Origin of the sequence: Clostridium sp. FP2 (assembly GCF_011065955.2) — a bacterium.
GTDB classification, from domain to species: domain Bacteria; phylum Bacillota; class Clostridia; order Clostridiales; family Clostridiaceae; genus Clostridium_AD; species Clostridium_AD tagluense.
Window position 1 is genome coordinate 2,777,767 of record NZ_JAAMNI020000001.1, and the last position, 25,766, is coordinate 2,803,532.

Annotated in this window: 30 protein-coding genes and 1 pseudogene; 17 read left to right on the top strand and 14 right to left on the bottom strand. The window is 29.4% G+C overall.

All coding sequences use genetic code 11. From position 1 onward, the window contains the following. Positions 1 to 15 precede the first annotated feature (15 nt). The 6 genes from G9F71_RS13360 to G9F71_RS13385 all read left to right on the top strand — a co-directional run bounded on the left by G9F71_RS13360 (position 16) and on the right by G9F71_RS13385 (position 2,973). Positions 16 to 558, top strand: coding sequence for a GNAT family N-acetyltransferase (locus tag G9F71_RS13360; RefSeq protein WP_164951775.1), 543 nt, complete (start codon positions 16 to 18; stop codon positions 556 to 558). A gap of 8 nt (positions 559 to 566) precedes the next feature. Next, complete coding sequence (locus G9F71_RS13365) at positions 567 to 824, top strand: phosphotransferase-like protein (protein WP_207712078.1); 258 nt, start codon at positions 567 to 569, stop codon at positions 822 to 824. Between the two features lie 109 nt (positions 825 to 933). Next, positions 934 to 1,488 (top strand): histidine phosphatase family protein, encoded by a 555-nt coding sequence (locus G9F71_RS13370; protein WP_164951773.1) that lies wholly within the window; start codon positions 934 to 936, stop codon positions 1,486 to 1,488. Between the two features lie 127 nt (positions 1,489 to 1,615). After that, on the top strand, positions 1,616 to 2,269 hold the full coding sequence (locus G9F71_RS13375) for a nucleotidyltransferase domain-containing protein (RefSeq protein WP_164951772.1): 654 nt from the start codon (positions 1,616 to 1,618) through the stop codon (positions 2,267 to 2,269). A gap of 25 nt (positions 2,270 to 2,294) precedes the next feature. Beyond that, the gene (locus G9F71_RS13380; protein WP_164951771.1) at positions 2,295 to 2,495 is read left to right on the top strand and encodes a hypothetical protein; all 201 of its coding nucleotides are present in this window, start codon (positions 2,295 to 2,297) and stop codon (positions 2,493 to 2,495) included. 73 nt (positions 2,496 to 2,568) lie between these two features. After that, positions 2,569 to 2,973: a 5'-methylthioadenosine/S-adenosylhomocysteine nucleosidase gene (locus G9F71_RS13385; RefSeq protein ID WP_164951770.1), complete on the top strand. Its 405-nt coding sequence runs from the start codon at positions 2,569 to 2,571 to the stop codon at positions 2,971 to 2,973. A gap of 153 nt (positions 2,974 to 3,126) precedes the next feature. Here G9F71_RS13385 and G9F71_RS13390 read toward each other — a convergent pair whose 3' ends face one another. Then, on the bottom strand, positions 3,127 to 3,429 hold the full coding sequence (locus G9F71_RS13390; RefSeq protein ID WP_164951832.1) for a hypothetical protein: 303 nt from the start codon (positions 3,427 to 3,429) through the stop codon (positions 3,127 to 3,129). Positions 3,430 to 3,645: 216 nt separating this feature from the next. Between G9F71_RS13390 and G9F71_RS13395 the strand changes: the two genes are divergently transcribed. The 7 genes and pseudogenes from G9F71_RS13395 (at position 3,646) to G9F71_RS13425 (ending at position 9,250) form a co-directional block, all read left to right on the top strand. Continuing rightward, on the top strand, positions 3,646 to 4,194 hold the full coding sequence (locus G9F71_RS13395) for a GNAT family N-acetyltransferase (RefSeq protein ID WP_164951769.1): 549 nt from the start codon (positions 3,646 to 3,648) through the stop codon (positions 4,192 to 4,194). A 129-nt stretch (positions 4,195 to 4,323) separates the two neighbouring features. Continuing rightward, positions 4,324 to 4,441, top strand: a pseudogene (locus tag G9F71_RS13400) (IS200/IS605 family transposase); the annotation flags it as partial. 38 nt (positions 4,442 to 4,479) lie between these two features. Next, positions 4,480 to 5,928, top strand: coding sequence for a transposase (locus G9F71_RS13405; protein WP_224626222.1), 1,449 nt, complete (start codon positions 4,480 to 4,482; stop codon positions 5,926 to 5,928). A gap of 238 nt (positions 5,929 to 6,166) precedes the next feature. Continuing rightward, positions 6,167 to 6,748, top strand: coding sequence for a non-canonical purine NTP pyrophosphatase (locus tag G9F71_RS13410; RefSeq protein WP_164946161.1), 582 nt, complete (start codon positions 6,167 to 6,169; stop codon positions 6,746 to 6,748). Positions 6,749 to 6,825: 77 nt separating this feature from the next. After that, positions 6,826 to 7,461 carry a tRNA-uridine aminocarboxypropyltransferase gene (locus G9F71_RS13415; RefSeq protein WP_164951481.1) on the top strand — a complete coding sequence of 212 codons (636 nt, stop codon included), beginning with the start codon at positions 6,826 to 6,828 and terminating at the stop codon, positions 7,459 to 7,461. 25 nt (positions 7,462 to 7,486) lie between these two features. After that, a complete protein-coding gene (locus tag G9F71_RS13420) occupies positions 7,487 to 8,878 on the top strand; it encodes a sodium:solute symporter (RefSeq protein ID WP_164951480.1) in 1,392 nt (463 codons plus the stop codon). 69 nt (positions 8,879 to 8,947) lie between these two features. After that, a complete protein-coding gene (locus G9F71_RS13425; RefSeq protein ID WP_164946164.1) occupies positions 8,948 to 9,250 on the top strand; it encodes an MGMT family protein in 303 nt (100 codons plus the stop codon). Between the two features lie 103 nt (positions 9,251 to 9,353). On the opposite strand, the gene G9F71_RS13430 is transcribed toward G9F71_RS13425, so the two are convergent. Beyond that, positions 9,354 to 10,163 (bottom strand): MerR family transcriptional regulator, encoded by an 810-nt coding sequence (locus G9F71_RS13430; RefSeq protein ID WP_164951479.1) that lies wholly within the window; start codon positions 10,161 to 10,163, stop codon positions 9,354 to 9,356. Between the two features lie 103 nt (positions 10,164 to 10,266). Between G9F71_RS13430 and G9F71_RS13435 the strand changes: the two genes are divergently transcribed. Next, positions 10,267 to 11,673 carry an MATE family efflux transporter gene (locus G9F71_RS13435; RefSeq protein WP_224626400.1) on the top strand — a complete coding sequence of 469 codons (1,407 nt, stop codon included), beginning with the start codon at positions 10,267 to 10,269 and terminating at the stop codon, positions 11,671 to 11,673. A gap of 111 nt (positions 11,674 to 11,784) precedes the next feature. Here the strand turns inward: G9F71_RS13435 and G9F71_RS13440 are convergent, their stop codons facing one another. Further along, positions 11,785 to 11,991 carry a DUF378 domain-containing protein gene (locus G9F71_RS13440; protein WP_125001252.1) on the bottom strand — a complete coding sequence of 69 codons (207 nt, stop codon included), beginning with the start codon at positions 11,989 to 11,991 and terminating at the stop codon, positions 11,785 to 11,787. 247 nt (positions 11,992 to 12,238) lie between these two features. Between G9F71_RS13440 and purB the strand changes: the two genes are divergently transcribed. Together purB and G9F71_RS13450 are read left to right on the top strand one after the other, a co-directional pair. After that, entirely contained in the window at positions 12,239 to 13,669 is a 1,431-nt protein-coding gene (gene purB / locus G9F71_RS13445; protein WP_164951478.1) for an adenylosuccinate lyase, read from the top strand. Positions 13,670 to 13,937: 268 nt separating this feature from the next. Next, on the top strand, positions 13,938 to 14,936 hold the full coding sequence (locus G9F71_RS13450; RefSeq protein ID WP_164951477.1) for a tyrosine recombinase XerC: 999 nt from the start codon (positions 13,938 to 13,940) through the stop codon (positions 14,934 to 14,936). A gap of 99 nt (positions 14,937 to 15,035) precedes the next feature. Here G9F71_RS13450 and G9F71_RS13455 read toward each other — a convergent pair whose 3' ends face one another. Next, positions 15,036 to 15,524, bottom strand: a complete 489-nt coding sequence (locus G9F71_RS13455; RefSeq protein ID WP_164951476.1) for a hypothetical protein — start codon at positions 15,522 to 15,524, stop codon at positions 15,036 to 15,038. Between the two features lie 235 nt (positions 15,525 to 15,759). Here G9F71_RS13455 and lexA point away from each other — a divergent pair, with 235 nt between their 5' ends. After that, complete coding sequence (lexA, locus tag G9F71_RS13460; protein WP_164946170.1) at positions 15,760 to 16,368, top strand: transcriptional repressor LexA; 609 nt, start codon at positions 15,760 to 15,762, stop codon at positions 16,366 to 16,368. A gap of 142 nt (positions 16,369 to 16,510) precedes the next feature. Here lexA and G9F71_RS13465 read toward each other — a convergent pair whose 3' ends face one another. The 10 genes from G9F71_RS13465 to G9F71_RS13510 all read right to left on the bottom strand — a co-directional run bounded on the left by G9F71_RS13465 (position 16,511) and on the right by G9F71_RS13510 (position 25,760). Further along, positions 16,511 to 17,791 (bottom strand): aminotransferase class I/II-fold pyridoxal phosphate-dependent enzyme, encoded by a 1,281-nt coding sequence (locus tag G9F71_RS13465; RefSeq protein WP_125001238.1) that lies wholly within the window; start codon positions 17,789 to 17,791, stop codon positions 16,511 to 16,513. Between the two features lie 298 nt (positions 17,792 to 18,089). Next, the gene (locus G9F71_RS13470; protein ID WP_164951475.1) at positions 18,090 to 18,608 is read right to left on the bottom strand and encodes a YcxB family protein; all 519 of its coding nucleotides are present in this window, start codon (positions 18,606 to 18,608) and stop codon (positions 18,090 to 18,092) included. 155 nt (positions 18,609 to 18,763) lie between these two features. After that, entirely contained in the window at positions 18,764 to 19,222 is a 459-nt protein-coding gene (locus tag G9F71_RS13475) for a GNAT family N-acetyltransferase (protein WP_164951474.1), read from the bottom strand. An 83-nt stretch (positions 19,223 to 19,305) separates the two neighbouring features. After that, the gene (locus tag G9F71_RS13480) at positions 19,306 to 20,328 is read right to left on the bottom strand and encodes a DUF1835 domain-containing protein (RefSeq protein ID WP_164951473.1); all 1,023 of its coding nucleotides are present in this window, start codon (positions 20,326 to 20,328) and stop codon (positions 19,306 to 19,308) included. A gap of 87 nt (positions 20,329 to 20,415) precedes the next feature. Further along, on the bottom strand, positions 20,416 to 21,444 hold the full coding sequence (locus tag G9F71_RS13485) for a DUF3658 domain-containing protein (protein WP_164951472.1): 1,029 nt from the start codon (positions 21,442 to 21,444) through the stop codon (positions 20,416 to 20,418). A gap of 177 nt (positions 21,445 to 21,621) precedes the next feature. After that, positions 21,622 to 22,173: a GNAT family N-acetyltransferase gene (locus G9F71_RS13490; RefSeq protein ID WP_164951471.1), complete on the bottom strand. Its 552-nt coding sequence runs from the start codon at positions 22,171 to 22,173 to the stop codon at positions 21,622 to 21,624. 130 nt (positions 22,174 to 22,303) lie between these two features. Further along, positions 22,304 to 22,834, bottom strand: coding sequence for a CDP-alcohol phosphatidyltransferase family protein (locus G9F71_RS13495; RefSeq protein ID WP_164951470.1), 531 nt, complete (start codon positions 22,832 to 22,834; stop codon positions 22,304 to 22,306). 172 nt (positions 22,835 to 23,006) lie between these two features. Next, on the bottom strand, positions 23,007 to 23,741 hold the full coding sequence (locus tag G9F71_RS13500) for an aminoglycoside phosphotransferase family protein (RefSeq protein ID WP_164951469.1): 735 nt from the start codon (positions 23,739 to 23,741) through the stop codon (positions 23,007 to 23,009). A 281-nt stretch (positions 23,742 to 24,022) separates the two neighbouring features. Continuing rightward, the gene (locus tag G9F71_RS13505; protein ID WP_164951468.1) at positions 24,023 to 24,532 is read right to left on the bottom strand and encodes a GNAT family N-acetyltransferase; all 510 of its coding nucleotides are present in this window, start codon (positions 24,530 to 24,532) and stop codon (positions 24,023 to 24,025) included. A gap of 424 nt (positions 24,533 to 24,956) precedes the next feature. After that, on the bottom strand, positions 24,957 to 25,760 hold the full coding sequence (locus tag G9F71_RS13510; protein ID WP_164946176.1) for a lipid II flippase Amj family protein: 804 nt from the start codon (positions 25,758 to 25,760) through the stop codon (positions 24,957 to 24,959). Positions 25,761 to 25,766: the final 6 nt, after the last annotated feature.

Genomic DNA, 25,766 nt, shown 5'->3' on the forward strand with positions numbered 1-25,766 from the left:
AATTGGGGTAATAATATGTTCAAATATATAATAGATAAAGATATTGAGTTAAAGCTACTTAATGAATATGACGCTGATGGCTTTTATAAATTAATAGATAGTAGTAGACAACATTTAAGTATGTGGCTTCCATGGGTATCATCAACTAAAGGTGTTGATGATATAGTACCTTTTATAAAGGGAGCACAAAAACAATATGTTTCAGGTGAAGGATTTAAAGCAATATTGATTTATCAAGGAAATTATTCTGGATTTATAGGTTACAATAATATTGACTTAACTAGAAACTCAGCATCTATTGGATATTGGATCGGTGAACCATATCAAAACAAAGGAATAATGACTAAAGCTTTAAAGATATTTATTGATTATGCGTTTAATGAACTGAGATTAAATAAAATCGAAGTTCTAATTGCTGAAGAAAACTTTAAAAGTAGGGCTCTTCCTAAAAAATATGGCTTTAAGGAAGAAGGTATCATTAGGGATGCAGAATGGTTAAATGACAAATATGTTAACCACATTTTATATGGAATATTAAAAAGTGAGTGGAAATCTTAATTTGTGATATGCCTGTTACTTTTGTAAAAGTAACTTGTCCTTTACATGAACTTGAAAGAAGAAAATTAGAACGTGGAGATAGGGACATAGGACAGGCAAAAGGACAATTAAGCAACATGAATTTTAATGATATTTATGATTTAGAGGTAAATACATATGAAAATTCAATTGAAGAATGTGTAATAATTATTAAAAATGAAATGAAATTGCAGAATGAACAAAATGCATTTATAAAAATATATGAAAAATATCAGAAACATTGCTAAAAGAGGAGTAGAAAGAAATATAAGAACTGTAATTATTTACTGCTAATTATTAATAATTCTAATTTGGTATATATTTATACTACTTAGAATAAATAGGGGGAGAAGAGCAATGACAAAACTTATACTAATACGACATGGTGAACCAGACTATAGTTTAGTAAAAGAGCGAAACTTCAAGGGACATGGTATAGATTTGGCTCAGCTTACACCTAAAGGAATAGAGCAAGCGAGGAATGTTGCTAAAGATAAGAGATTACAGGGAGCGAGCCTTATTGTATCCTCACCCTATACTAGAGCATTAGAAACTGCAGCAATCATTTCAAAAGAAAGATCACTTGATATAAGTATTGAAATTGACATTCATGAGTGGGTACCCGATTTAGGCTTTAACAATGTATCTGATGAGGAAGTTAAAATTGCTAGTGAGGAATGCATTTGTTGTAAAGGTGAATATACTGATGAGGATAAAAAAAGTTGGGAAAAACTTAGTGTAGTTGCAAGTAGAGCTTTTAAAGGTTTAGAAAAATATTTGATCTATGAAAAAATAATTGTGGTAACCCATGGTGTTGTAATGAGACAGTTTAAATATCATAATGAGATTCCATATTGTGGAATCATTGAAGTTGATTTTTATAAAGATTTTAAGTGGTGTGGGTGGGTTTAAAATATTGACAAATAAAACAATCTATGGAAAATTCAAAGGGAGAAGCATTGCGGCAACTTAGATTTATCGGATAGGCGAAATTAAATGGGAAAAAAATAGGTATATTCCGGTTAAGAGGGAGTTTCATATGAGTTACCCATCATTAAAGCATAAAAATTACATAGAATCTGTTTATAGGTTCTGTGAGAAAAATCAGTTTTCTATGATATTGAAAGGTTCTTTAGCAAAGGATGTAGCAACAAAATACTCTGATATTGACTTGATAATTTTAGGGGATATTACAAGGAGTGAAGTTGATGAACTAATTACTCTTTATGATAAACCTATAATGACTAATTTTACAGAAAACCCTAAAGGAATCTTAATTTTGGTCTATCCAAATAATATCTCCGTGGATTTAGATATAAGAAAAATAATATCACAAGAAGATTTTACAAACAGCAAAGTTCCTTTAAAACATGATAAAAACTATACAGTTAGTGACGAACCAGTTATTAGAAGAGGAATCACATCAGATTATATGCCCAATAGACCTACTTGGTATAAGATATTAAGATTACTACATAAAGGAATTATTAAGTATCTATCTAATAAAGCTGATAGTGCTTATAATTTTTTATTAGAAATTAAAGAAGACCTTGGCGCTTTAGATATTAATAATTTGAAATTTAATGACAACTTTGAAGATGATATACAGTGTATCTTTAATGAACTTTGTAAAAGATTTGAAGTTGATTCACAGATAAAGTTTCTATTTTATAATCTTTTTAAAGAATTTTAAAGTATAGCGATGGAGGGGATAAATAATGATATGTATACAGATTTGCTCAAAACGAGAATGGAAAGCACTTAAAGAGATATTATGTATAGATTTTGGTATTGTAAAGCAATATCCTTTCGGTGAATATATTGATTTTAATATATTAAACCAAGAGTGTATCTTTTATCATAGTGGAGCTACAAAGACAAGGTCCTCTACAGCTTGTCAATTTGCAATAGAAAATTAGAAGCCTACTATAAATTTTGTTCTTGGCACATGTGGAGGAGTAGCAAAAAATCTACATATATTAGATGTAGTTATTGCAAATAAAACTGTCCAATATGATTGCATTGCTAAAATGGGAAAGGAAAGGCCTTTATTTTATGAGCCTTTGGGTACCCTTAATAGATAACTCATGGATTGATTTTAATGCTTTTTCAGGCAAGGTATATGAAGGAATTATAGCCACCGCAGACCAGGATCTAAACCTAGAATCATTAGACAAACTCATAAAAGAAAATGTATTATGTGCTGGAGCTATTGCATTTATATGTACCTTAAATAACGTGAAATGCTGTATTGTAAGAGGTATAACTGATATTACTGTTATTAAAGATAAAAATTCAGATATAAATCAAGGAATTGATTATAGGGTTAATACTCCTAAAATAATGGAAAAATTACTGAAAAGTATTTTGCCTAAATTAATCTCCAGTTTTATTTAAAGAGGCGGTATAAGTTGGCTTGAAGTGAACAGAAAAGAGAACCACCATTTCATTCTGACGATTCTCTGCTGTTTTATTCTTTTTTAAGCTTCAATGATTCGCCAAGGTCTAGTTGCCTTTGCTAATGTAATTTGAATAAGCTTTCTGAAAAATTTATTTAATTAACTTCAAATGAGCTATATTTTCCATATTTCTGGCTGTGACTATTTCAACTGTTGCTAAATCTTTTCTCATTGCTTCTGTTTCACCTTTGAGATGTGCTATATCATTAAACATTCTATCATGTTCAGATCTATTTACTTGCGCTAAATGCTCTAATGCCCTTAATATCTGAGTATGTTCACCTAACATCTGAGTATGTGTATCTAACATCTGAGTATGTGTATCTAGCTTTAGGGTATGTGCATCTAATTTTTTATTCATTTGTTTTAATAAATCTAATATTTCTTTTTCCAAATAATTCACCACCATACTAAATATTTATACTTGTAAATTATTATAACATTATCTTTACAGGTATTCAATAATATAAATCATCAATAAACGGGTTTTGTTGGTAGATGAACTAATGAAAGTAGGCTTTGTACACAGTCATTAACTTTGATTGGTTTATTTATAAATATCATGAGTGAGTATTTATTACCACTATATTAAAATTATAAGGAGAATATCATGTTAAGTATAATCCAAAATCAGTTACCAATTGAAGTTTCCGATAAATATTTAATCCGCTATATAAGCAATTATGACAAAGAGGATCTTTTTCAAATATATAGTAATGAAAAAATAGCAAAATACGTTGTACGAAAAACTCACTATTCTGTAGGCGATACAGAGGAGTTTATACAATTAATAAACCAGCGAATGAAAGAGGGAAATAACATATATTTAGGTATTTTTGAAAACAATTCTAAAAAGCTTATTGGAATTATTAGATTTCTAAAAAAAGAGGAACCAAGTACATTAACAATCGGATATGCACTAAAGGAAGATTATTGGGGACATGGTATAATATATACAACATTAAATAATTTAATTGAATTAATTAAGTTAGATGGGACTTATACCAGAATACGTGCCACAGTAAAGCCAGAAAATATCAACTCTCAGAGATGTGTTGAAAAGCTCGGTTTTAAATTGCATGGAAAATTTAACAAAAGTGAAATTATAGATAATAAGGAAATAGAAACTGAAAGACTCTTATATTATAGAATTTTATGATTTGTTTTATTAGTATTTGGAGATGATTACAATATTTGTGCGGAAAGCCCACTCCTTCAGGTGTGGGATGGATAGCATAGCTTGTGTATAATATATAGTAAAATACATAAACTATGCTATTATAAATTCATGAAAAATAAATATAGAACAACTGAAACAACTGTATCTTTGATTAATGATAATTTTATATTTTGTCCAAGATATAAAAGAAAAAAATTTAATATCTAATATTGAAGAGAGATTTAAACATTAGGCGAGATGTGTATGTGAAGAGAGGTGAATATTGTGTCAAGTTATATTTTGACATTAAAATTAGAAACAGAAATATATCAAGAAGATATATTAGATAAAAGATTAGAAATAGGTAGAAATATTTATAATAGTTGTCTAGGCGAATTATATAAAAGATATAACTATATGAAAGAATCTAAGGAGTATAGAAAAGTAGTTAAAATGAAAAAAGGCAAAGAACGTAATAAAGAATTTAACAAATTAAATAAGAATAATGGTTTGAAAGAATATTCACTTCATAAGTATGTTAAGCTTATACAGAAACATTTTAAAGATAATATAGATAGCTTCACTACACAAAAAATAGCGACAAGATGTTTTAATGCTTTTGGGCAATTAATGCTTCATAAATGTAATAAAGTTTATTTTAAAAAATATGGTGAACTGAGTAGTGTTGAGGGCAAATCAAATAAAACTGGACTTAGATTTGTAGATAATAAATTAATATGGAATGGACTTTCGATAGATATAATTATAAATAAAAACGATGAATATGCACATATATCATTATTAAATAAAATTAAATATTGTAGAGTAGTTAGAAAGTTCATTCGAGGCAAATATAAATATTTTATTCAACTAATTTTAGAAGGAATTCCACCTGAAAAATATAATAAAGAAACGGGAAAGGTTAGGCATAAAATAGGAGAAGGAAATGTAGGTATTGATATTGGAACTAGAACTATTGCTTTTAGTAGTAAAAACGAAGTAAAATTATTAGAATTATGTCCAGAAGTTGAAAATATTGAACATGAAAAAATGATATTGCAAAGAAAATTAGATAGACAACGTAGGACTAATAATCCTAATAACTTTAATGAAAATGGAACTATTAAAAAAGCTATTAAATTAATATGGATTAAGTCTAATAAATATATTAAAACTCAAAATGAATTAAGAGAAATACAAAGAAAACAAGCTTGTATAAGAAAGCAAAGTCATGAGAAATTAGCTAATCAAATTATCAGTTTAGGCGATAGAATATTAGTAGAAACTATGAGCTATAGTGGGCTACAAAAGAGAGCTAAGAATACAACAATAAATGATAAGACAGGTAAAATAAATAAGAAAAAGAGATTTGGTAAAAGTCTCGCAAGTAAAGCACCTAGCATGTTTTTAACTATATTAGATAATAAATTAGAATGGTATGGTAAAGAGCTTTTAAAAATAAACACTACTAAAATAAAAGCTTCACAATACAACCATTTTGATGATAAGTATAATAAAAAAGAATTATCGGAAAGGTGGAACAATTTCGAAGGATTTAAAATACAAAGGGATTGTTATAGTGCATTTCTTATAATGAATATTAAGGATAATTTAGAAGAAATAGATAGAGATTTATGTTTTAAGGAGTTTGATAATTTTAAAGTGCTACACGATAAGGAAATAGTAACAATACAAAATAGCAACAATAAAGCAATAAGTAGTATGGGATTATAAATTAAGGCTAAAGAGGTTTTGATATGAGCCATATGCTATCGTTAATTCATTCATTGGAATGATTGATAGTGAAAGTTTTAGAGAAATTAATTAGTTCTTATATGTTGTAATTTATTTGATTTTTAAATAAATGAGAGTATAGGAGAAGTTAAGCTATCTAAGAACCCCTTGCCTTTAGGCGTGGGAGTATCAGCTAATCGACTATTAATAAACCTTAAGAAGGATTGGTGTTAAACAAATGAAGAAAATTATTTTTGTAACAAGTAATAAAGGGAAAATTGCATCAGTACAAAGGGATTTGAAAAACATAAAGGTTTTAGCTTACAATGCAGACCTTATAGAGCCAAGGAGTGATGATATAAAAGAAATAGCCAAACAAAAGGTCTTACAAGCATATAAAATTGTAAAAAAACCTTGTATAGCATTGGATTCTGGATTTTTCATAAGTGAGCTAAATGGTTTTCCAAAGGCATATGTGAATCACATGTTAGAGACCATAGGAATAAATGGAGTATTAAAACTTATGGAAGGAATAAGCAATAGGTATTGTGAGTTTAAATCTTGCTTGGCATATTATGATGGAATAAACCTAGAATTTTTTGAAAGTAAATCACCTGGTACAATTTCTGAAAGTATAAAAGGAAATGAAAATGAAAATAAGTGGTCTGATCTATGGTACATCTTTAAGCCAGAAAAGTTTAATAAAACTCTAGCGGAGTTTAGTGAAGATGACTTTAAAATATATGACGAGTTAAAGGAAGATTCATACATAAGGAAATTTGGAATTTGGTATGAAGGAATTCATCATAAACAATACTAAAAAAATGTTAAATTCAATTATGGATTTATAATTTATTGAGCAGAAAAAATTTTAAATGTAGAAAGATTGGAGGAACTATGGATTGTATTTATAAAGTAAAGCCAATAACAAGTTTATATGATAGTTGTAATAAATGTGGTTTGCCAAAAATAAATTGCATTTGTAATAGCGCAGCTCAACTTGAAACTAATGCAAAGATTTGGATTTTATCAACTGAAAGAGAGTTTTACAGACCTTCTAACACGGCAAGGCTATTGAAGCTCATTAATCCACATTCAACTGAGATTTTTCTTTGGGAAAGGACAAATAAACCAGATAAATTAATTGAAAACATAAATAATGAAAACTACGAAACATATTTATTATTTCCAGTAGAAGATGATCAGGCACAGTCTAGAAAAGTTGAATGTAAGAATACGGGAAAAATCCCTGCATTTATTTTAATAGATGGTACCTGGAAAGAAGCAGCAAAAATATTGAGAAAAAGTGATTATTTAAAGAAACTACCTAGGATTTCATTAGAACCAAATTTCAAGTCTCAATATGATTTAAGAAGAGGTGTCAAAGAAGGAAACTTGTGCACAATAGAGGCTGCAATAGAAGTGTTAAAAATAAATAAAGAAATTGAAAATTCACAGTTTATAGATGAATTTTACAAGCTATTTTTAAGGAGTTATAAAGCAGGAGCAAGTGGTCACAAATTAAAAGATTAAAAGGCTACTAAAGGGGAAGTACATAATGCTTATAATAAGTACCATTATTACATTGGTTATAACCGGAATAATTGGTTATTTATCAAAGTCAAAAGTTAAAACATCTAAGGATTTTACATCAGGTGGAAATAAACTCGGAGTCATGGGTGTTACAAGTGTGCTTATGGGTTCAATAATAGGTGGAGCATCTACTGTAGGAACGGCTCAGATGGCATATAATCGAGGGATTGGAGCAATATGGTTTATACTTGGACTTTCTATTGCAAGTATAATATTGGGATTATTTTACTCAAAGCAGGTAAATAAAAAATCAGCAGAAACAATTCCACAGGTAATAGGAAATACGTATGGTAAAAAAGCAAGAACAGTATCTAGTATTTTATTATCTATAGGAATGTTTATACATATTAATGGACAAATTATAGCCTGTACTGCCTTGTTTACTGTAATATTTGGTATGAGTATTACTAAAACTGCAGTAATTGTTGTATGTCTGCTTGTAGTATATGTAGTATTTGGAGGCTTTTGGGGAAGCACAATGGTAGGTGCGGTAAAAACAATTCTTCTATATGGGACAAGTATTATATGTGGTATACTACTAATATTTAAGTTCAATGGAATTAGAGATATAACTTCTGTTTTGCCACAAGAACCATGGTTTAATTTTTTTAGCGGAGGGGTGTCATCGGATTTAGCTTCTGGAATATCTACAATAGTTGGAGTATTGTCAACTCAAACTTATTTTCAATCTATAATGGCAGGAAAGAATTCTAAAACATCAAGAAGAGGTGCTTTTTTAGTAGCATTTCTAGTTCTTCCAGTTGGAATTGTATGTACAATGATTGGTATGTATATGAGAATTCATCATCCGAGTATTGTACCAAGTGAAGCATTTCCTTTGTTTCTTATGAATTATTTAAATCCTGTTTTAGGTGGGGTATGCATCGCAACTGTACTGATTTCGTCTATAGCAACAGGAGCAGGTCTCACTTTAGGAATTGCAACTATGTTTGTTAGAGATATTTATAATCAATGTATAAACAAAAAAGCGGGAGATAAAAAACAACTTTATATCTTGAGAGGAACTATAATTTTTATTGGAATTATGACATTAATAATAGTAATAAATAATAAAGATTCTATGATACTTGATTGGGGTTTCCTTTCTATGATTTTTAGAGCTACACCAATTTTTATTCCAGTTTTTGCAGCAATGTTTTTTAAAGACAAGATAAGAAGTAAGGCAGGTATATATTCTATAGTAGCTGGACCCCTGGCTAGTTTAATATGGATTTTATCAGGTCTCGGAAAAATAAATTCAATATATATAGGTTTAACTATTAGTATTTTTGTACTTTGGGGTATGAGTAAATTTTATAAATCTAAGCCTGCTATTGAAGATGCCTTACATAGATAAAAATGATAGAATCAAGATATGGTATATTTAACTGAAGCTTTAATATTTATTAACAGGAAGGGGTTTAAAATGGAACCTTTTACAGAACGAGTTGTAGAAATTATAAAAAACATACCTGAAGGTAAAGTTATGACATACGGTCAAATTGCAACCCTGGCTGGAAGCCCCAGAGGTGCTAGGCAGGTGGTTAGAGTTCTTCATACTTTAAGTGAAAAATATAAACTACCTTGGCATAGAGTTATAAATTCAAAAGGGGAGATTAGCATAGTGGATTATGAGTCTCGGAATTTACAAAAGGTGTTTCTGGAAAGTGAAGGTGTAAAATTCACTAGTAGTAATACTATAAATCTAAATGAATTTCAATATCATTAATGCGATAAATAATTAGAATAAAATCATCATCTTAGATGCTCCAATATTAACAACTTCCGAAAGGAGATTTAGACTCCCACGGTGGTTGTTTTACAATGAATGGTTATTTGCTTATTGGAATTTGTATTTCAGTTATAAATTCATCTGAAATACTAGTTTCATGAATATCAATTTTGTATATTTCAATAGGTTCCGATACAATCTTATAATTGTTTGCATTAATAAAATTAAAAATTTTATCTATATGCTGTTTGTTATCAGAGTAGGGACCTTTATACGAAAGACTTACGTAATAACCCTTACTCAGAATTAGGTTATAATTTGTATCAATAGAATCTAATAGGAAAAATACAGAATTATATTCATTATAGACCCCTTTGTATAAGCTTTCTAAATTGTATATTGCGCCTATTTTCGTATTACCTAAAAGATAAAACTTATCTTCATATTTTTTTTGAAGCTTTTTTACTAAATAATCCACCTCTTCATCCCTGCGAATTTCTCCATCTAGTCTAAGCGCCTTTCTTTCCTTTAAGTATATAACCTTAACCACATTTAATTCTGTGCTATCTTCAGCATAATTAATATTATCTATTCTTTTTATTACAGTATTTTTAAGCAGGCTTAAATCTAATATCTTATTATCGATAAGAGCTATTTCTTCTTTTAGCATTTCCATAGTGGAGGCAATAGTTCTATTAGCTATGTATTCCTTGATTTTTTCCATAGAAAAGTTAAAGGTACGAAGTTCTTTTATTAGATTAAGCTTCCATATATCATTCATAGTGTAAAGCCTATAAGAATTAGAATCTCTTACTGGGTTTAGTATACCCATCTCTTCATAATACATTAGAGAGTCTCTACCTATTCCATAGATTTTAGATATTTCACCTATTTTATAATAATCTTTCACAAGAATCCTCCTTTTTTATTACTAAAAGATATAAGAATTAACAATAAATGCTTGACCTTAGTATTATACCAAGGTTTATCATTAGTATAAAGGGGATGATTTTTTGAATTCCGCAAAAAAACATAAAAAACTAATGAGAAAGAAGTTTATAAATTACTTATTACCTTCAGTTGTGGCTATGTGGGTGTACTCACTTTATACTATGGTAGATGGTATATTTGTTAGCTGGGGAGTAGGACCACTTGCCTTAGCTTCTGTAAATTTAGCAATGCCATTTATAAATTTTATATTTGCAACATCTATATTTTTTGCCACAGGAGCTTCAACTCTTATAGCCATAAATTTAGGCAAAGGTGAAAATAAAAAACCAAATGAAATCTTCACTATAAATTTTATTGCAATAATAGGAGTTGCAGTAGCCATAGTTATAATTACACTACTTAACTTAGAGAGCATAGCTGTTTTTCTTGGAGCTACCGATGCTACTATGACTTATGTAGTTGAATATCTTAAAATAATAACTATATTTAATGGATTTTTTATGACATCTTATTGTTTAGAGGTGCTTACAAAGATAGATGGATTCCCATACCTGGCAATAGTTGGGGTAGTAATATCTGCATTAGTAAACATAGTTTTAGATTATTTATTTGTGATTAAGTTTCAATGGGGAGTAAGTGGAGCGGCTTATGCTACTGGAATTTCTCAGGTTATGGCAACTGTATTTTATTTAGTGCATTTTAGTAGAAAAAAATCAAAATTAAAGTTTGTAAAATGTAAATTTAAGTTTTCTGTAATTAAAGAAATTTTATCTATAGGATTACCCGATGGATTAACAGAAGTAACAACAGGCATAGTTATATATGTTTTTAATCAAGTAATACTAAAAAAGCTAGGTGACAATGGTATTGTAACTTACAGCATTATTTCATATATAAACCTATTAGTACTTATGACTATGATAGGAATAACTCAAGGAATGCAGCCATTAACAAGCTTCTATTATGGCAAAGGGGATAGGCGAGCACTAAATACTTTATTTAAAATGAGTGCAAAAACTATAGCGTTTATATCTATACTAATATTTATTATCATAAACGTTTTTACCCCGAGCATCGTGGGTGTATTTATGGATGCAACTGCAAATGCGGAAAGTTTTAATTATTCCATAAGAGCCTTACGAATATTTTCATTATCTTTTATCTTAGTTGGATACAATATACTAATATCAGGGTACTTTGCATCAATAGCTAAGGCAAAGTATGCTACAATAATTTCTATATCTAGAGGTTTAGTAGCCATAAGTATATCATTGTTTTTAATGACTTTAATACTAGGTGAAACTGGCATATGGCTAGCAACCGCAATTTCCGAAGGTGTCACTCTTATTTTGTCATTATTTATACTTATAAAAAATAAAAATTTAAACGACATTTTAGAAGAAACATCCTCCATTTCTATAAGTGAAGGTACCTACTATAGTGAAGAGAAAACTTCAGTGAAAGTATAACTAACCTGTATCTTCTTTATTCTGAATGCTTAAAAAGACTCCATAATAATTTATGGAGTCTTTTTGCTATAAATATTATACTATTACATATAATATTATAGAAAGTAGGAGCTAATTTTTTTTATTCCTAAATATAAAAACAATAATATTTACAGCGGATAATCCTACTAAAATATATATTGCTCTAGCAAGGAACGGAACCGATCCAAATATAAAACTAACTAGATTGAAATTCAATAATCCTAAAAGCCCCCAGTTTAATGCGCCTATCAATACAAATATAAAAGAAAGTTTGTCTATCATATTAAGTTTATACATAATTACCCCCAACCTATTATAATTGTTCTACTTGTTTAAATTATATTAGAAATATATTATTTTAGAACTATTTAATAATTTGTATAAAACATATATAATGTTGTAGTAGGTAAATCTATATACTAAAAAATATTTCGGAAAGTACAATGGAAATATACGAACATTTTCATTACTATTAATGATATTGTATGCTATAATATGAATGAAATTTATTTTATATTTTAATATGTACGTATGGAGGCAGAATATGAGAAATTCTTATAATACACCGTTAAACAGTAGATATGCATCAAAAGAGATGAGTTATTTATTTTCAGATGACATGAAATTTAAAACTTGGAGAAAGCTTTGGGTTGCCCTAGCTGAAGGCGAAAGGTTACTAGGAGTTAATATTACTCAGGCTCAAGTTGAAGAACTTAGATCTTTTGTAGATGATGTAAATTATGAAGTTGCAGAAGAAAAGGAAAAAGAGATAAGACATGATGTAATGAGCCATGTATATGCATATGGGGTTCAATGTCCGGGTGCAAAGGGAATTATCCATCTAGGAGCTACTAGTTGCTACGTAGGGGATAACACTGATTTGATTGTAATGAAAAAAGCATTATTATTAATTAAAAAGAAACTAATTAATGTGATAAGTAAATCTTCGAAATTTGCAACAAAGTATAAAGATGTTCCTACTTTGGGTTTTACTCATTTACAACCAGCTCAATTAACTACTGTAGGTAAAAGAGCAACTCTATGGATTCAAGAATTAATAATGGATCTAGAAAATTTAGACTTTGTAATAGATAACATTAAGCTACTAGGGGTTAAAGGAACAACAGGAACCCAGGCAAGCTTTATGAATTTATTTGATAATGATGATAAAAAAGTAAAGGACTTAGATAAATTTGTAGCCAATAAAATGGGCTTTGAAAATACATATCCCGTTACTGGTCAAACTTATTCTAGAAAAGTAGACTCTATAATATTAAATACACTTTCAGAAATAGCTCAAAGTGCTTATAAATTCAGTAATGATTTAAGGTTACTTCAAAGTATGAAAGAAGTAGAAGAACCTTTTGAAAAAAGTCAAATCGGCTCCTCTGCAATGGCATATAAAAGAAATCCTATGCGTTCTGAGAGAATTAGCTCACTAGCAAGATATATTATAATAGATTCATTAAATCCAGCTATAACAGCTTCAACACAATGGTTTGAAAGAACATTAGATGATTCAGCTAATAAGAGAATATCCGTAGCTGAGGCTTTCCTAGCTCTTGATGGAGTATTAAATCTATATATGAACATAGCAGGAAATATGGTAGTGTATGAAAAAGTAATTACTGCTCATGTAAACAATGAGCTTCCATTTATGGCTACAGAAAATATTCTTATGGAAGCAGTTAAAAGGGGCGGGGACAGACAAGAGCTTCATGAAAGCATTAGAGTTCATTCTATGTCTGCAGCAAGACGAGTTAAAGAAGAAGGCTTAAATAATGATCTTATAGAGAGAATTATAAATGATGATAGCTTTAAGATGTCAAAAGAAGAGATTCTAGCAGTAATTGACCCAATTAAATTTATAGGTAGGGCTCCAAGTCAAGTTGTAGAATTTATAGAAGAATATGTAAATCCAATATTAGAAGCAAATAAAGATGCAATAGGTGTGGAAACTTCTATAAACGTATAATCATTGATATGAATATGACATATGTTTAGAATTAATAACAATTAGACTAAAGAAGCTATCAGTGATGTAAAACTGGTAGCTTCTTAATTTTAACTATAGTTTTAACAGGAAAACTATAGATTATATTGCAAAATAAATAAATTTACAATAATAAAAAAAATAAATTAAAGTATTTTTAAAAATAAGCAGGATTTTGACCCCCTCTTGTAGAATAATAATGTCGTGAAATGTAAGTTTCACGACATTATTATATATTTTGGAGGTACCTATGAAATCTGATATAAATACTATTTATAACAATGAACTCCCTGCGTTTCTAAATGATTATTTTAATTATTTATCTACTATTAAAGGCTGTTCTGTGGCTACTATTGTTGCGTACACTGCAGATTTATCATTATTGCTAAAGTTTTTGAAAATGTATAAAGGCTTAGTACCCTCAGATAAAGTTCTGCACATTGAGGAAATTAGTATTAAGGACTTAACTCTAGATACATTAAAGACCCTTACATTACAGGACTTATATGCCTTTATCTCCTATCTTGGAAAATATAGGGCTAATGGAAACTATGCTAAAGCAAGAAAAATCGCATCTATAAAGTCCCTATTTAAGTATTTAACCACTAAATCCAAAGTGCTAAATATAGATCCATCAATAGATCTAGAGTCACCCAAATTAGGCAAGCGAAGCCCTGTTTTCTTAACCTTAGATGAAAGCAAGACCCTGCTAGATGCAACTACATCTAGAGAGAAACATTCTATTCGCGACCATAGTATGATTACACTCTTTTTAAATTGTGGTCTCAGACTATCGGAGCTTTGTAGTATAAATATCTCTGATATGAAAAATGATACCCTATCTATTATTGGAAAAGGAAATAAAGAAAGAACCATCTATTTAAATAAGGCTTCATTAAAGGCAATATATAAATATTTACCTATTAGAAATGCAGATTTAGAAAAAATTCATCCTGAAGATAAGGATGCCCTTTTTATAAGCGGTAAATTTGGCAGAATTAATAAAAGAACTGTAGAAAGAATTGTAAAAAAACATATAGGCAACGCTGGCCTTAATAAAAATAAATATACTCCTCATAAATTAAGGCATACCTCTGCTACTCTTATGTATAAGTATGGTAATGTTGATATCAGAAGTCTGCAAGAAATTTTAGGTCATGAAAATATATCTACTACCCAAATATATACTCACGTAGATAATGATAAATTAAGAAATGCAGTTAAATCAAACCCACTTTCTGATGAGTAAAAAAGAAAAAAGTATATATTACTATTAATGCATTATACGTAATATATACTTTTTTTTTGCACATAAAAATATTTCTTAAATAATAAAGAAAGTATATATTTATATTTTTTTTACTCTTATAAGTCCTGGAAACTCCTCATGAAGTAAATCTGAATTTTCTTCTTCATTTTCAAGAAGGTCTTTCATCCCGTCTATATCATCTATATATTCCCAAACTTCATCATTTTCAGGTATAAAATCATCCTTATCTATGTTAGAGTGTTCTTGCTCTGCTAACAATGAATTATATTCTTCAAATTCAATTAGTCCTTCTGAGTCTGATAGGTCTTGATTTTCATTTTCACTATTATTTTCTTCTGCTTTTGATAAGTTAATTACATCCTTATCATAAAAATCATCTTCCAATTCTTCTTCTAACTCTTCGGCCTCAAAAACTTCATCAATTTTTATGGCTTTAACATCATAGCCTTCAAGTTCTAAGCATTTTCCACAATTATTACATTTTTTATTGGAATTCAATTCACAGACTTCACATTCCCCACAATTACTACAAATTTTCTTATCATTAAATATACAATTTTTAGCCATACAACACCACGCTCCATTAATTTAAAATACTTCATAATAGACAAGTATAACAAATAATACTCTAATAATCAAACAAAAACAATTTTATAGATTCAATTATATACATTTTAATTATATTTCAGCATTTAGAAAATATGAATTTTAAGCACTAATACATTTTGCCTAAAAGACGAACGTAAGTTTGATTCTTTTACATATATATGGTATAATTTTAATACGAATGAGAGGTGTTTTTATGTTAACTCAAAAAAAAGATAAACAAAGCGAAATATATAACTACATAAAAGAGCAAGTTCAATTAAAAGGATATCCACCTTCTGTAAGAGAAATATGCGTGGCTGTAGGATTAAAATCTACCTCAACTGTTCATGGCCATTTAGAAAGATTAGAGAAAAAAGGATATATTCGTAGAGACCCTACCAAGCCTCGCGCAATTGAATTATTAAAGGATAGTGTCACAAGAAAAGAACTAATAGATATCCCTATTATAGGAAAAATTACAGCTGGAATACCAATACTCGCAGTTGAAAATGTTGAAGACACCTTTACTATTCCACTAAATTTTACTAAAACCAATAATGAATTATTTATGCTTAGAGTTTCTGGTAGCAGTATGATTGAAGCAGGAATATTAGATGGAGACCTAGCTATAATTGAGAAAATTAATACCTCTAAAAATGGTGATATAGTGGTGGCTCTTATTGATAATGAAGCAACTATAAAAAGATTTTTCAAGGAAAAGGGTCATATAAGACTTCAACCTGAAAATTCAACTATGGCCCCTATTATAGTTGATGACTGTGCAATCTTGGGAGTACTTGTTGGTATTTACAGAAAGTATTAAATCATCCCCTAAAGCATTTCAATATTATTTTGTATACAACAAAAACCTGCAAATAATATAATCATTGCAGGTTTTTGATATTCCCGTACTAGCTTAACTAGCAAAAGGTAAAGTGAAGTTAGTTTAATATATGAGCTTGATTTTAAATAACTTTTGAAAGCGCTATTAGTATTCCAATCTTAGCATGATCAAAGGTTAATCCACCCTGTAAATATGCTATATAAGGCTCTCTAATTGGTGCATCTGCAGATAATTCTATTGATGAGCCCTGAATAAATGCCCCTGCTGCCATTATAACCTTATCTGCATATCCTGGCATATCCCAAGGTTCACATTGAGCAAACGAATCAATGGGAGACCCCTCTTGTATACCCCTACAGAAATTAATCAACTTTTCCTTATTGTTAAATTTTATAGCTTGAATTATATCGCTTCTTTTATCCGTATATTTAGGAAGAACTTCAAAACCTGCAAGTTCCATAATTCTTGCACAAAAGATAGCTCCCTTCAATGCTTCCATAGCTACATGAGGTGCTAAGAATAACCCTTGAAATAAAGTACGCATAACTCCAAAAGTAGAACCACACTCCCCTCCTATTCCAGGAGTTGTTAATCTATAAGAAGCCTGCACTACATATTCTTCTTTACCTGCAATATAACCACCTGTAGGTGCAATGCCTCCACCAATATTTTTTATAAGTGAACCTGCAACTAAGTCTGCACCTACATCTGTAGGCTCATGAACGTCCATAAATTCGCCATAACAATTATCTACAAAGCAAATAACCTTTGGATTTATAGCTTTTGCAGCTTTTATAATCTCTTCTATTTCACAAATTAATAATGCTTTTCTCCATCCATATCCAGTGGATCTTTGAATATGAATTAGCTTAATTGACTTATCTTCTAGTAGATTCTTTTTCATTAAATCAATATCAACTTTAGAGTCATGGGTTAATTCTAATTGCTTATATTTTACACCATAATCTTTTAATGATCCTATATCTTCTGTAAGATTTATACCTATTATATTAAGAAGTGTATCGTAAGGTGTTCCGCATACAGACATCATGGTATCATTAGGTCTTAAATTACCAAATAAGGCTGCTCCAATTGCATGTGTTCCATTTACGAAATGTGGTCTCACTAGTGCACTCTCACAATTAAAAATCCTCGCATATACCTTATCTAATGAATCTCGTCCAATATCTCCATAACCATATCCAGATGAATTTGTAAAATGAGCGTCGCTAATTCTTTCATCTTGCAATGCTGTCAAAACCTTAAGTTGATTAAACTCTCTTATTTCATCAAGAATTTCAAACTCCTTTTGAACATCTTGTATTGCTATATCATAGAGTTCTAGGGTTTTTGAGCTTATTTTATACTTGTTTTGAAGGTATGTTTTTGTTATATCTATCATGATTCCAGGTCCCCTTTTGTCATTAATTTATTATATATGTATTTAAAATTACACCTAAAGCAGCTTAAATAAAATGGACTAATAGCCTACCTAGTTATTTAAGTTGCCCTAGTAATAATAACATATATAATACTAATGTAGAACAGTTTTATGCAGAAATCAAAGTTATAAGCCTTTAAAGATACTGTAATATAGTGTAGTAACTTCTGTTATTCTTCATCCTTTTTACACTTAACAGCAAAACAAGATTACCATGGATGATATTGCATGAAATTGTACCCCTAATAATACACTGTTTTCATATTACTTTTAACGTTTTATTGAGTATATTTAAAAATTCACTCTTTTCATCAACACTGCCGAATATTCTTATCGGTATAATATAAGCCATTACAGCACTAACGTATATAAATATATGTGTTTCAGACTGTACGATTTTTTCAATTACATTATATTTTGTTTCACTGAATTCAGTTTTATCAACAACACCTTCTTCTGTAAATGAAAAGTTGTGATTTCCAAGAATGCCTGTGGTTTTACCTTCCTCAAGTATCTTTGAAATTCTTTTTTCTACAGACCTTTTCATAAATTTAGGATAAAAAATAATCCATAATACAGCTGATATTATACAAGCGCTAAACCAATACCATAAAGGTATATCAGTAATCTTTATTAGAAATATAGGTAAAACTAGAAATATGATTGGGAAAATAAATCTTAGAATAAATAAGGAACGTTTCATTGTCACTGAATGAGTCATATGGTAAATGTTAAAATCGATGTAGTCCCGCTTAGTTATTTGATATTCTAAATTCATAAAATCCCCCTATAATTGAAAATATATTATCCTGAAAAATTTATTTTGCAAACAAAAATACCATAATCTAATCTTGCGTTTTCTTAGATTTTCTCTTCATAAGTTAACTAATGACCAATGTCACTTAAAACTACAGTATTCACGACACTCATGAATTAAGTGTTCATTTTCTTTTCAAACAGCACTAACTTAACAGACCCATCTATATATTCCTCTATGATGGTATATCCTGCTTTTTTATAAAAATAATGATTTCTCTTCTTGTCCGAAGGCGTTTCTAAAGTCCAAACAGTTGCATTAGGAAATTCACTCTCAATAAACCTAATAGCTTCTTGTCCTATCCCTTTGTTTTCATACTCTGGTATTACGCAAAGACAACCAAAATAATAAGTGTTATCATGATTATCTCTTATACTAATGTTACCTATTATTTGATTATTACAGATTATTTTATATACTATCCTGTTTAAAATGGCATTGGTCATACTTTCTTTTGAGTGATTATATCCAGGACATTCACCATATTTAACATAATCTGCGTAGAAGCATTGATTTCGTACATCAATCAATGCTTCTACATCGTTAATAGTTGCTCTTTCAAACTTATTTTCCATAATACAACTCCCTTTAGTATTAAATGGACTTTGTTCAAATTTTTTTATAGTTGTGACTTAACTACTAGAAAAATATTGCTTAATCATAAGTTTTTAACTTGTCCTATAGTTAAGCCTGTGTTATCTGCTATGGTTTTTGAATCTAATACATCCTTTAACTTTTTAGCTATACTTATTTTCTCTTCTAACCTACCTTCTTCTATATATTCATTTATCATATATTCTTCTTCATCTAAAGATTTTTTACTATTTTCCCAAACACTCATAGCCTTTTGATTTGTACTTAGATGCTTTAATCCTTCCTCCGTTATCTTTATTTCCATGCTCTCAAATGTACCGTGGCATGCCTCAGAGCATGTGTAATCAATTTTTCCTAACTTAACTAATTTTTTTACTCTCCAGAATATATAATCAAAGGAAATTTCTACATCACTGTTTTCGATTATAGACCTCACAATTTCAGCTGAGTTTCTAAATCCTTTGGGGGTGTATTTTAATACGTCTATATCAAAATAATTTTCGTCTACACTTTTTATTTGTTCACTTTTGAAAACACGCAATATAGAGTTATCATTTTTTAATAATTCCCACGTATCAAGAAGTTGTTTATATTTATTTGAGTTTAGTTTTTGTTTTAAACTGGTATATTTATCTATATATTGGGGTACAATATCTCCAGTATCTCTAGCTAAATACACATTATCTTTATCTTTTACTACTGTATCTGTTGCATTTATTAAATATATATTTAAATTTCTATCCTTTAAAAGTTCTAAGGCATATAACATTCCACAGAACTCTTGACTGGAACCGTACCATAAATATAAAGTATCCTTGTCATCTATTTTAGAAATTTCATTGTAAAATGTATTATAATTTTCCTTTAAGTCATCTGCACCATAACTCGCAAAATACTCCCCTTCATCAACTATACTCCCCCAATTAATTCTTTCTTCAATGTTAACTTCACCCTTTATCGGCCCATGTGAAAGATCATCAGAAAGAACTATAACCTTTTGCTTGCCATCCAGTTCATTCATCCTAATTACAACTCTAAAGTTTCCTCCTGCACTTTCTGAAAAACATATATTAACTATATTATTCATTGTCATACCCCTTTCAAGTTCGCATACCAATAATATCTAGAAAAATAACATAATATCTTGAAGCTAATCATTTCTTTTATTAATCAATTAATTTTCCTGCAAATTTTTAACTTGCTCTAGACTTAAACCTGTTTTATCCGCTATAGTCTCCATATCTAATACATCTTTTAAATTTCTCGCTATATCTATTTTTTCTTTCATTCTGCCTTTTTCTCTATATTTATTTTTCATATCTTGTTCTTGCTCTGAAACTATTCTATCCTCTTCCCAAATCTTCATGGCATCTTTGTCAGTAGTAAGATATTTGAATCCTTCTTCTGTTATTTTTATTTCCATTCCTATGACTCCAAACTTGCTGTTGTATTCTATTTTTTCTGCTTTAATCAGTTCGTTTATTCTCCAAAATATATACTCATCCGAAATTTCATCTTCACTTTTACCTAACACATCGCCTACAGTTCTCATAGAGTTTCTAAATTCTTTCGGTGTATATTTTAGTATAGCTATATCAAAATAACTTTCATCTACACTTTTTACTTTTCCATCTTTAATAACACGCAATATAGAATTATCCTTTTTTAATGATTCCCAATCATCAAGAAATTGTTTATATTCATTTGAATCCAGCTTTCTTTTTGCAGCAGCATATTTTTCTAGGTTTTCTGGTAGGATTTCTCCTGTAGTCCTAACCTGAAATACAATTTCGTTGCGCTTAATAACTGTATCTTTTACATCTATTATATATGTATTTAGCCTCCTGTCTTTTAAAAGCTCTAATGTATACAGCATTCCACAGAACTCTTGGCTAGATCCATACCAGAGGTATAAAGTATCACTGCTATCCATATTAGAAATTTCATCATGAAATGCATTATAATTTTCTTTTAACTCCTCTATATCGTAATCAATAAATAGCTTTAATGGATCAGATCCCTTAAAAATATTATACCAATTAATTCTTTCCTCAATATTTACTCCACTCTTTATAGCTCCCTGTGAAAGGTTATCAAAAAAAACTATAACCTTTTCATTATACTGAAGCTCGTTGGTACTGACAGCCTGTTCTAAAGTTGCTCCTGAACTTTGTGAAAAACATATGTTGATTATCTTATTCATAGCTATCCTCCTGTTAAAAAATTAGAAATTTTATTACGAAGTGTACATTAAGTAATACCTAAAGCAAATAGCATAAAGGTTATATTAGAGTTGTGTTGATAATTCGTTTTTGGTAATAGTTTTAAAGCTGAAATCCACTTGTAAAGTGACTATTTCTAAGGAGTATATTTACACTCTTTATGAATTGACATTATGTTCATAATCAAGAATCGAGTATAGGAATGAATCTCTCCATTTTCCCTTTTGTAATTTATGCTCCCTTAATCGACCTTCTTTTATCATCCCTATCTTCTCCATAACCTTCGCTGATGCAGTATTATCTAGATGGCATGTAGCAAAAATTCTATGTAGATTTAATTTTTCAAATCCAAAATTTATAATTGCATCGCTTGATTCAGAGGCATAGCCATTTCCCCAGTATTGCTTATCATAACAATATCCAATGGAGCCTTCCTTATTGTTAATATTTGTGACATGTATCCCGCAAGCACCAATTAAAATATTATTTTGCTTTAATACTACTGCAAATTCATAATCATATCTTGGTTTTAAAGTTTGGTAATCAATAACCTTTTTCAAGAAAATGTGTGTATCCATTTCGCTATTGGGTCCAAATGGTAGATACATTGTTACCTCTGGTTTTGAAGCATATGCATGAATAGACTTAAAATCGTCTTCATTAAATTCTCTTATAATAAGTCTGTTAGTTTCTATCGTATTGAAAAACATATAATTACACCTACCTATTTTCTGTTTTTATAAACATTCTTTATTAGATTAGTTAGTTATATTCTACAAGCAGGAACATTTCAAATTAACTGTCCCAACACACTTAATAAAATAAACCCAAAGATTATGCTCATTTTTCAAATATACTTTGTTTATTTAAGTTCAGTTGACTTGAGCTCAACTGAATAAGCAATTCTTCAATTGCTGATATGCTTGCCACAGCACAAATTATATACATCAACACATTTCTATGAACATAGGGAAGCAATATTGGAAATATGAATAATACTATGCCAGTGATTTTATTTCCGTAGGTATGGAGACTTGCAAAGGTTTTATATTTTTTCAGTGCTATAACCATCGAGGCTAATCTGATAATAGCAATTGAAATAATCCAAATGACGGTTTCAGTTGTAGGATTTACGATTGGATAAAGCACAAATAATAATACTCCTGTCATTATCATGTCAGCCATAGAATCAAGCTTTGCGCCAAGTATACTTGTTGTCACTGTCTTTCTGGCAATGAATCCATCCATAATATCACTGAATCCACAAATAATATATATTACATAAAAGACTATGCTCAATGGCGTAACAAAAATCAAAATCAAAGAAAAAATTATTCTACTAAACGATATACAATTTGGTATTGATTTCATCTCATCACCTCCCAAATATTAATAATTTTTATTACGCAAATTAATACTATGTCATTACTTAAAAAAATTGAGACTTAACACAACCACACATTATGTTCATAATTCGTCTGTTAACTACTTGTTCATGCTACATTAAGTCTCTTCTACTACATACATTTTACCTTGCATTTAACTATTCCTTCGCGCATTCACCCACTCTAGCTGCAATAATAACTGATAGATAATTCTGTATCATTTCTCTGGTAACATTCATTTGCATAAGATACAAATCTGCCAGCGTTTTCTTAAATTGTAAAAGCATTTCTCTATCGACCACTTCTATCGGCACAGGTGTGTATTCCACCAGAAATACAGTTCTTGCAACATCATATAAAAGATCTCCATGACACACATTCATGAAATCTATAACCATTGTATGTCCATCCGATATTAATATATTACCTGGATGGAAATCACCATGACAAAGTGTATTTCCATCCAGAAGTTCATCTAACATTTTCAATACTTCTGCTTGTTTTTTTGAATTAGCTGATGGCGATTTTAATATATTACATTTTAAAAAATCCTTGTAACTCGCTACATTACTAATCGTATTCTGAAGGATTTCCTTATGTAACTTTGCCATATATACTGCACATTCCTTCACATCACCTGTTCTCATAAGCCAATTCAACAGAGATTCACCCTTCACTTTGTCATATATAATACCCATTCTCTCTTCGCAAAAAATAATTTCATATACCTTTGGTTTTGCAAAATCCATATTTCTTATTGCCTTTGCATTTTGAAACTCTCTTTCTACCGATTCTTTTGGATAGCCTTGATAGAAAAGTTTAAGCACCTTGCCTTCTTCCCATTCATATACATTTGCAGTATTACCTATGCCAATTATTTTCCCATATTTCATTTATTTCTCTCCTAATCTTTCAAAACATTAACCTATTCATAATCTTTATTCTAATTTTATAAATAACCTTTACTTCGCCGTTTGTTACAAGTTTGACATATCTCATTAACTGAGAAATGTCTTAAGATATCGCCGATAGGCCCTACACTAATTAAATTTTATACTTTTTTGACTTCCGATTATAGACATAACCTGTCCAATTCATCTAATTTCTTTAGTAATTCTTATAATTGCTTATGACGAACTTTACGAAGAGTGCATCTAAAATCCGACTATTAATTTTATCTAAATACAAGAATATAATTATCCTCTTGTGCGGTAGAGCTATCTACTTTAAAATTACAATTATTTAATACTTTATTAGAGCCTACATTTGTTTTTAAAACTCTGGCAATTATTCCTTTACACTCTCGAAATCCACAAGCCCATTTTACTAATGCTTCTAAAGCCTCCGTCATAAGTTTTTGCTTTCTATAATTAGTTGAAATACTGTATCCAACCTCTGAATAACCATTTTCATTTAGCAACCCTTTGAAACCAATAAAACCTATCCCTGTTTGATTATCCTTATTTATGATTAGCCAGTAGGTATACCATTCATGAATATCTTCACTAATATTTTGCATTTTGTCCAGTTTCTTTAATATTGCTGATTTAACAAAATTAGATATTGCTTCTAATTCAATGATAGTTTCAATATTATTAATCTCATTATTACTAATATATGATAGTTCATTAAAAGATAAAGGCATTAGAAGTAACCTTTCTGACTCTAATACTTTCCTATCCATTTAATCTACCTCCCACTATAAGTTTTTCGCGTTTTTTTACAAGTTTTACATAACTTTTTAACTGATAAATGTCTTCAGTTTGCTGATATGCCTTGTACATATCAAATTTTATACTTTTTTTGACTTTCGATTATAGACAATAATGAGCATATTCATTAAACATTATTATCATATTTGATAGTTTCAACTCATCCATAATATACTCTTCTAATTAAGTTTCCACAATCTATAATTCTACATTAATTTCCAACTTCCTTTTTATATAGTAACACTTATGTAAATATGTACTAATTTGTCGTTTGAATTAATTAGAAGAAGCCTATCCCGTTGATTTCTCTATGAAATAAGCTTTTGCCATTATATATATTTGGTTTTTCAGTAGCAACTATAAATTGTTAAGCATAATTTATTTTTTAAATTATATCTAAATTATTTTAGCTATAAAGGATATTGCTTCAGCTGCTGGAATTAATAAAAACTGAGCTGAAATCGTACCTACGATTAATCCTCCAACAATAAAAATTATACATCTATTAAATTGGAATTCAGTACATTTCCCTTTTATTACATCATCGGTTAGCATTGATACATAAGGATCTACGAATATAACCATAAGTAATGTTGCCACTCCTGTTATCACCGATGTTAAATTACTGCATGTTGATCGGAGTACTGGATTTAAACATCCTGCATATAATGATGCCAAAGAAGCAACCGTTAACGCGGAGAAAGCTACTGTATTAATTAGAATAATTTTTTTAGGCATCATTTTAAAGTTTTTTAAATGTGACAAATTTTCTTTACTAGGTTTTGTGACACTAGTTTTAAACTGCTCTATTCCTGATTTTGAGAAACCATGTAACAATAATTTAGGGATAGAACGATTAATACTAAATGATTCTACAGCTTTTCGCAAAACTTTTATAAATGTTGGCATTAATAATGCCCCTATAATTGTTGCTACGGTTGTAGAAAAAAGTATCCACCTAAATATATATAATAAATTTTCAGCATTTCCAATTAGTATAGTATTTTCAATTTTTTTAGACAATAATGGTGCTTGAATACTGTTTGCAGTTCTAGATATTAATGCAAAAATGCTAAACACTGCAGAAGATACAGCTATTCTTCCTGTTTTTACACCAACAATTCTTACAGAATAAGCAAGCGTTGCAATTATAGAAATTATAACTGTAAGAATTAAAACAATTATTACTTGTGTAGACATTCACTT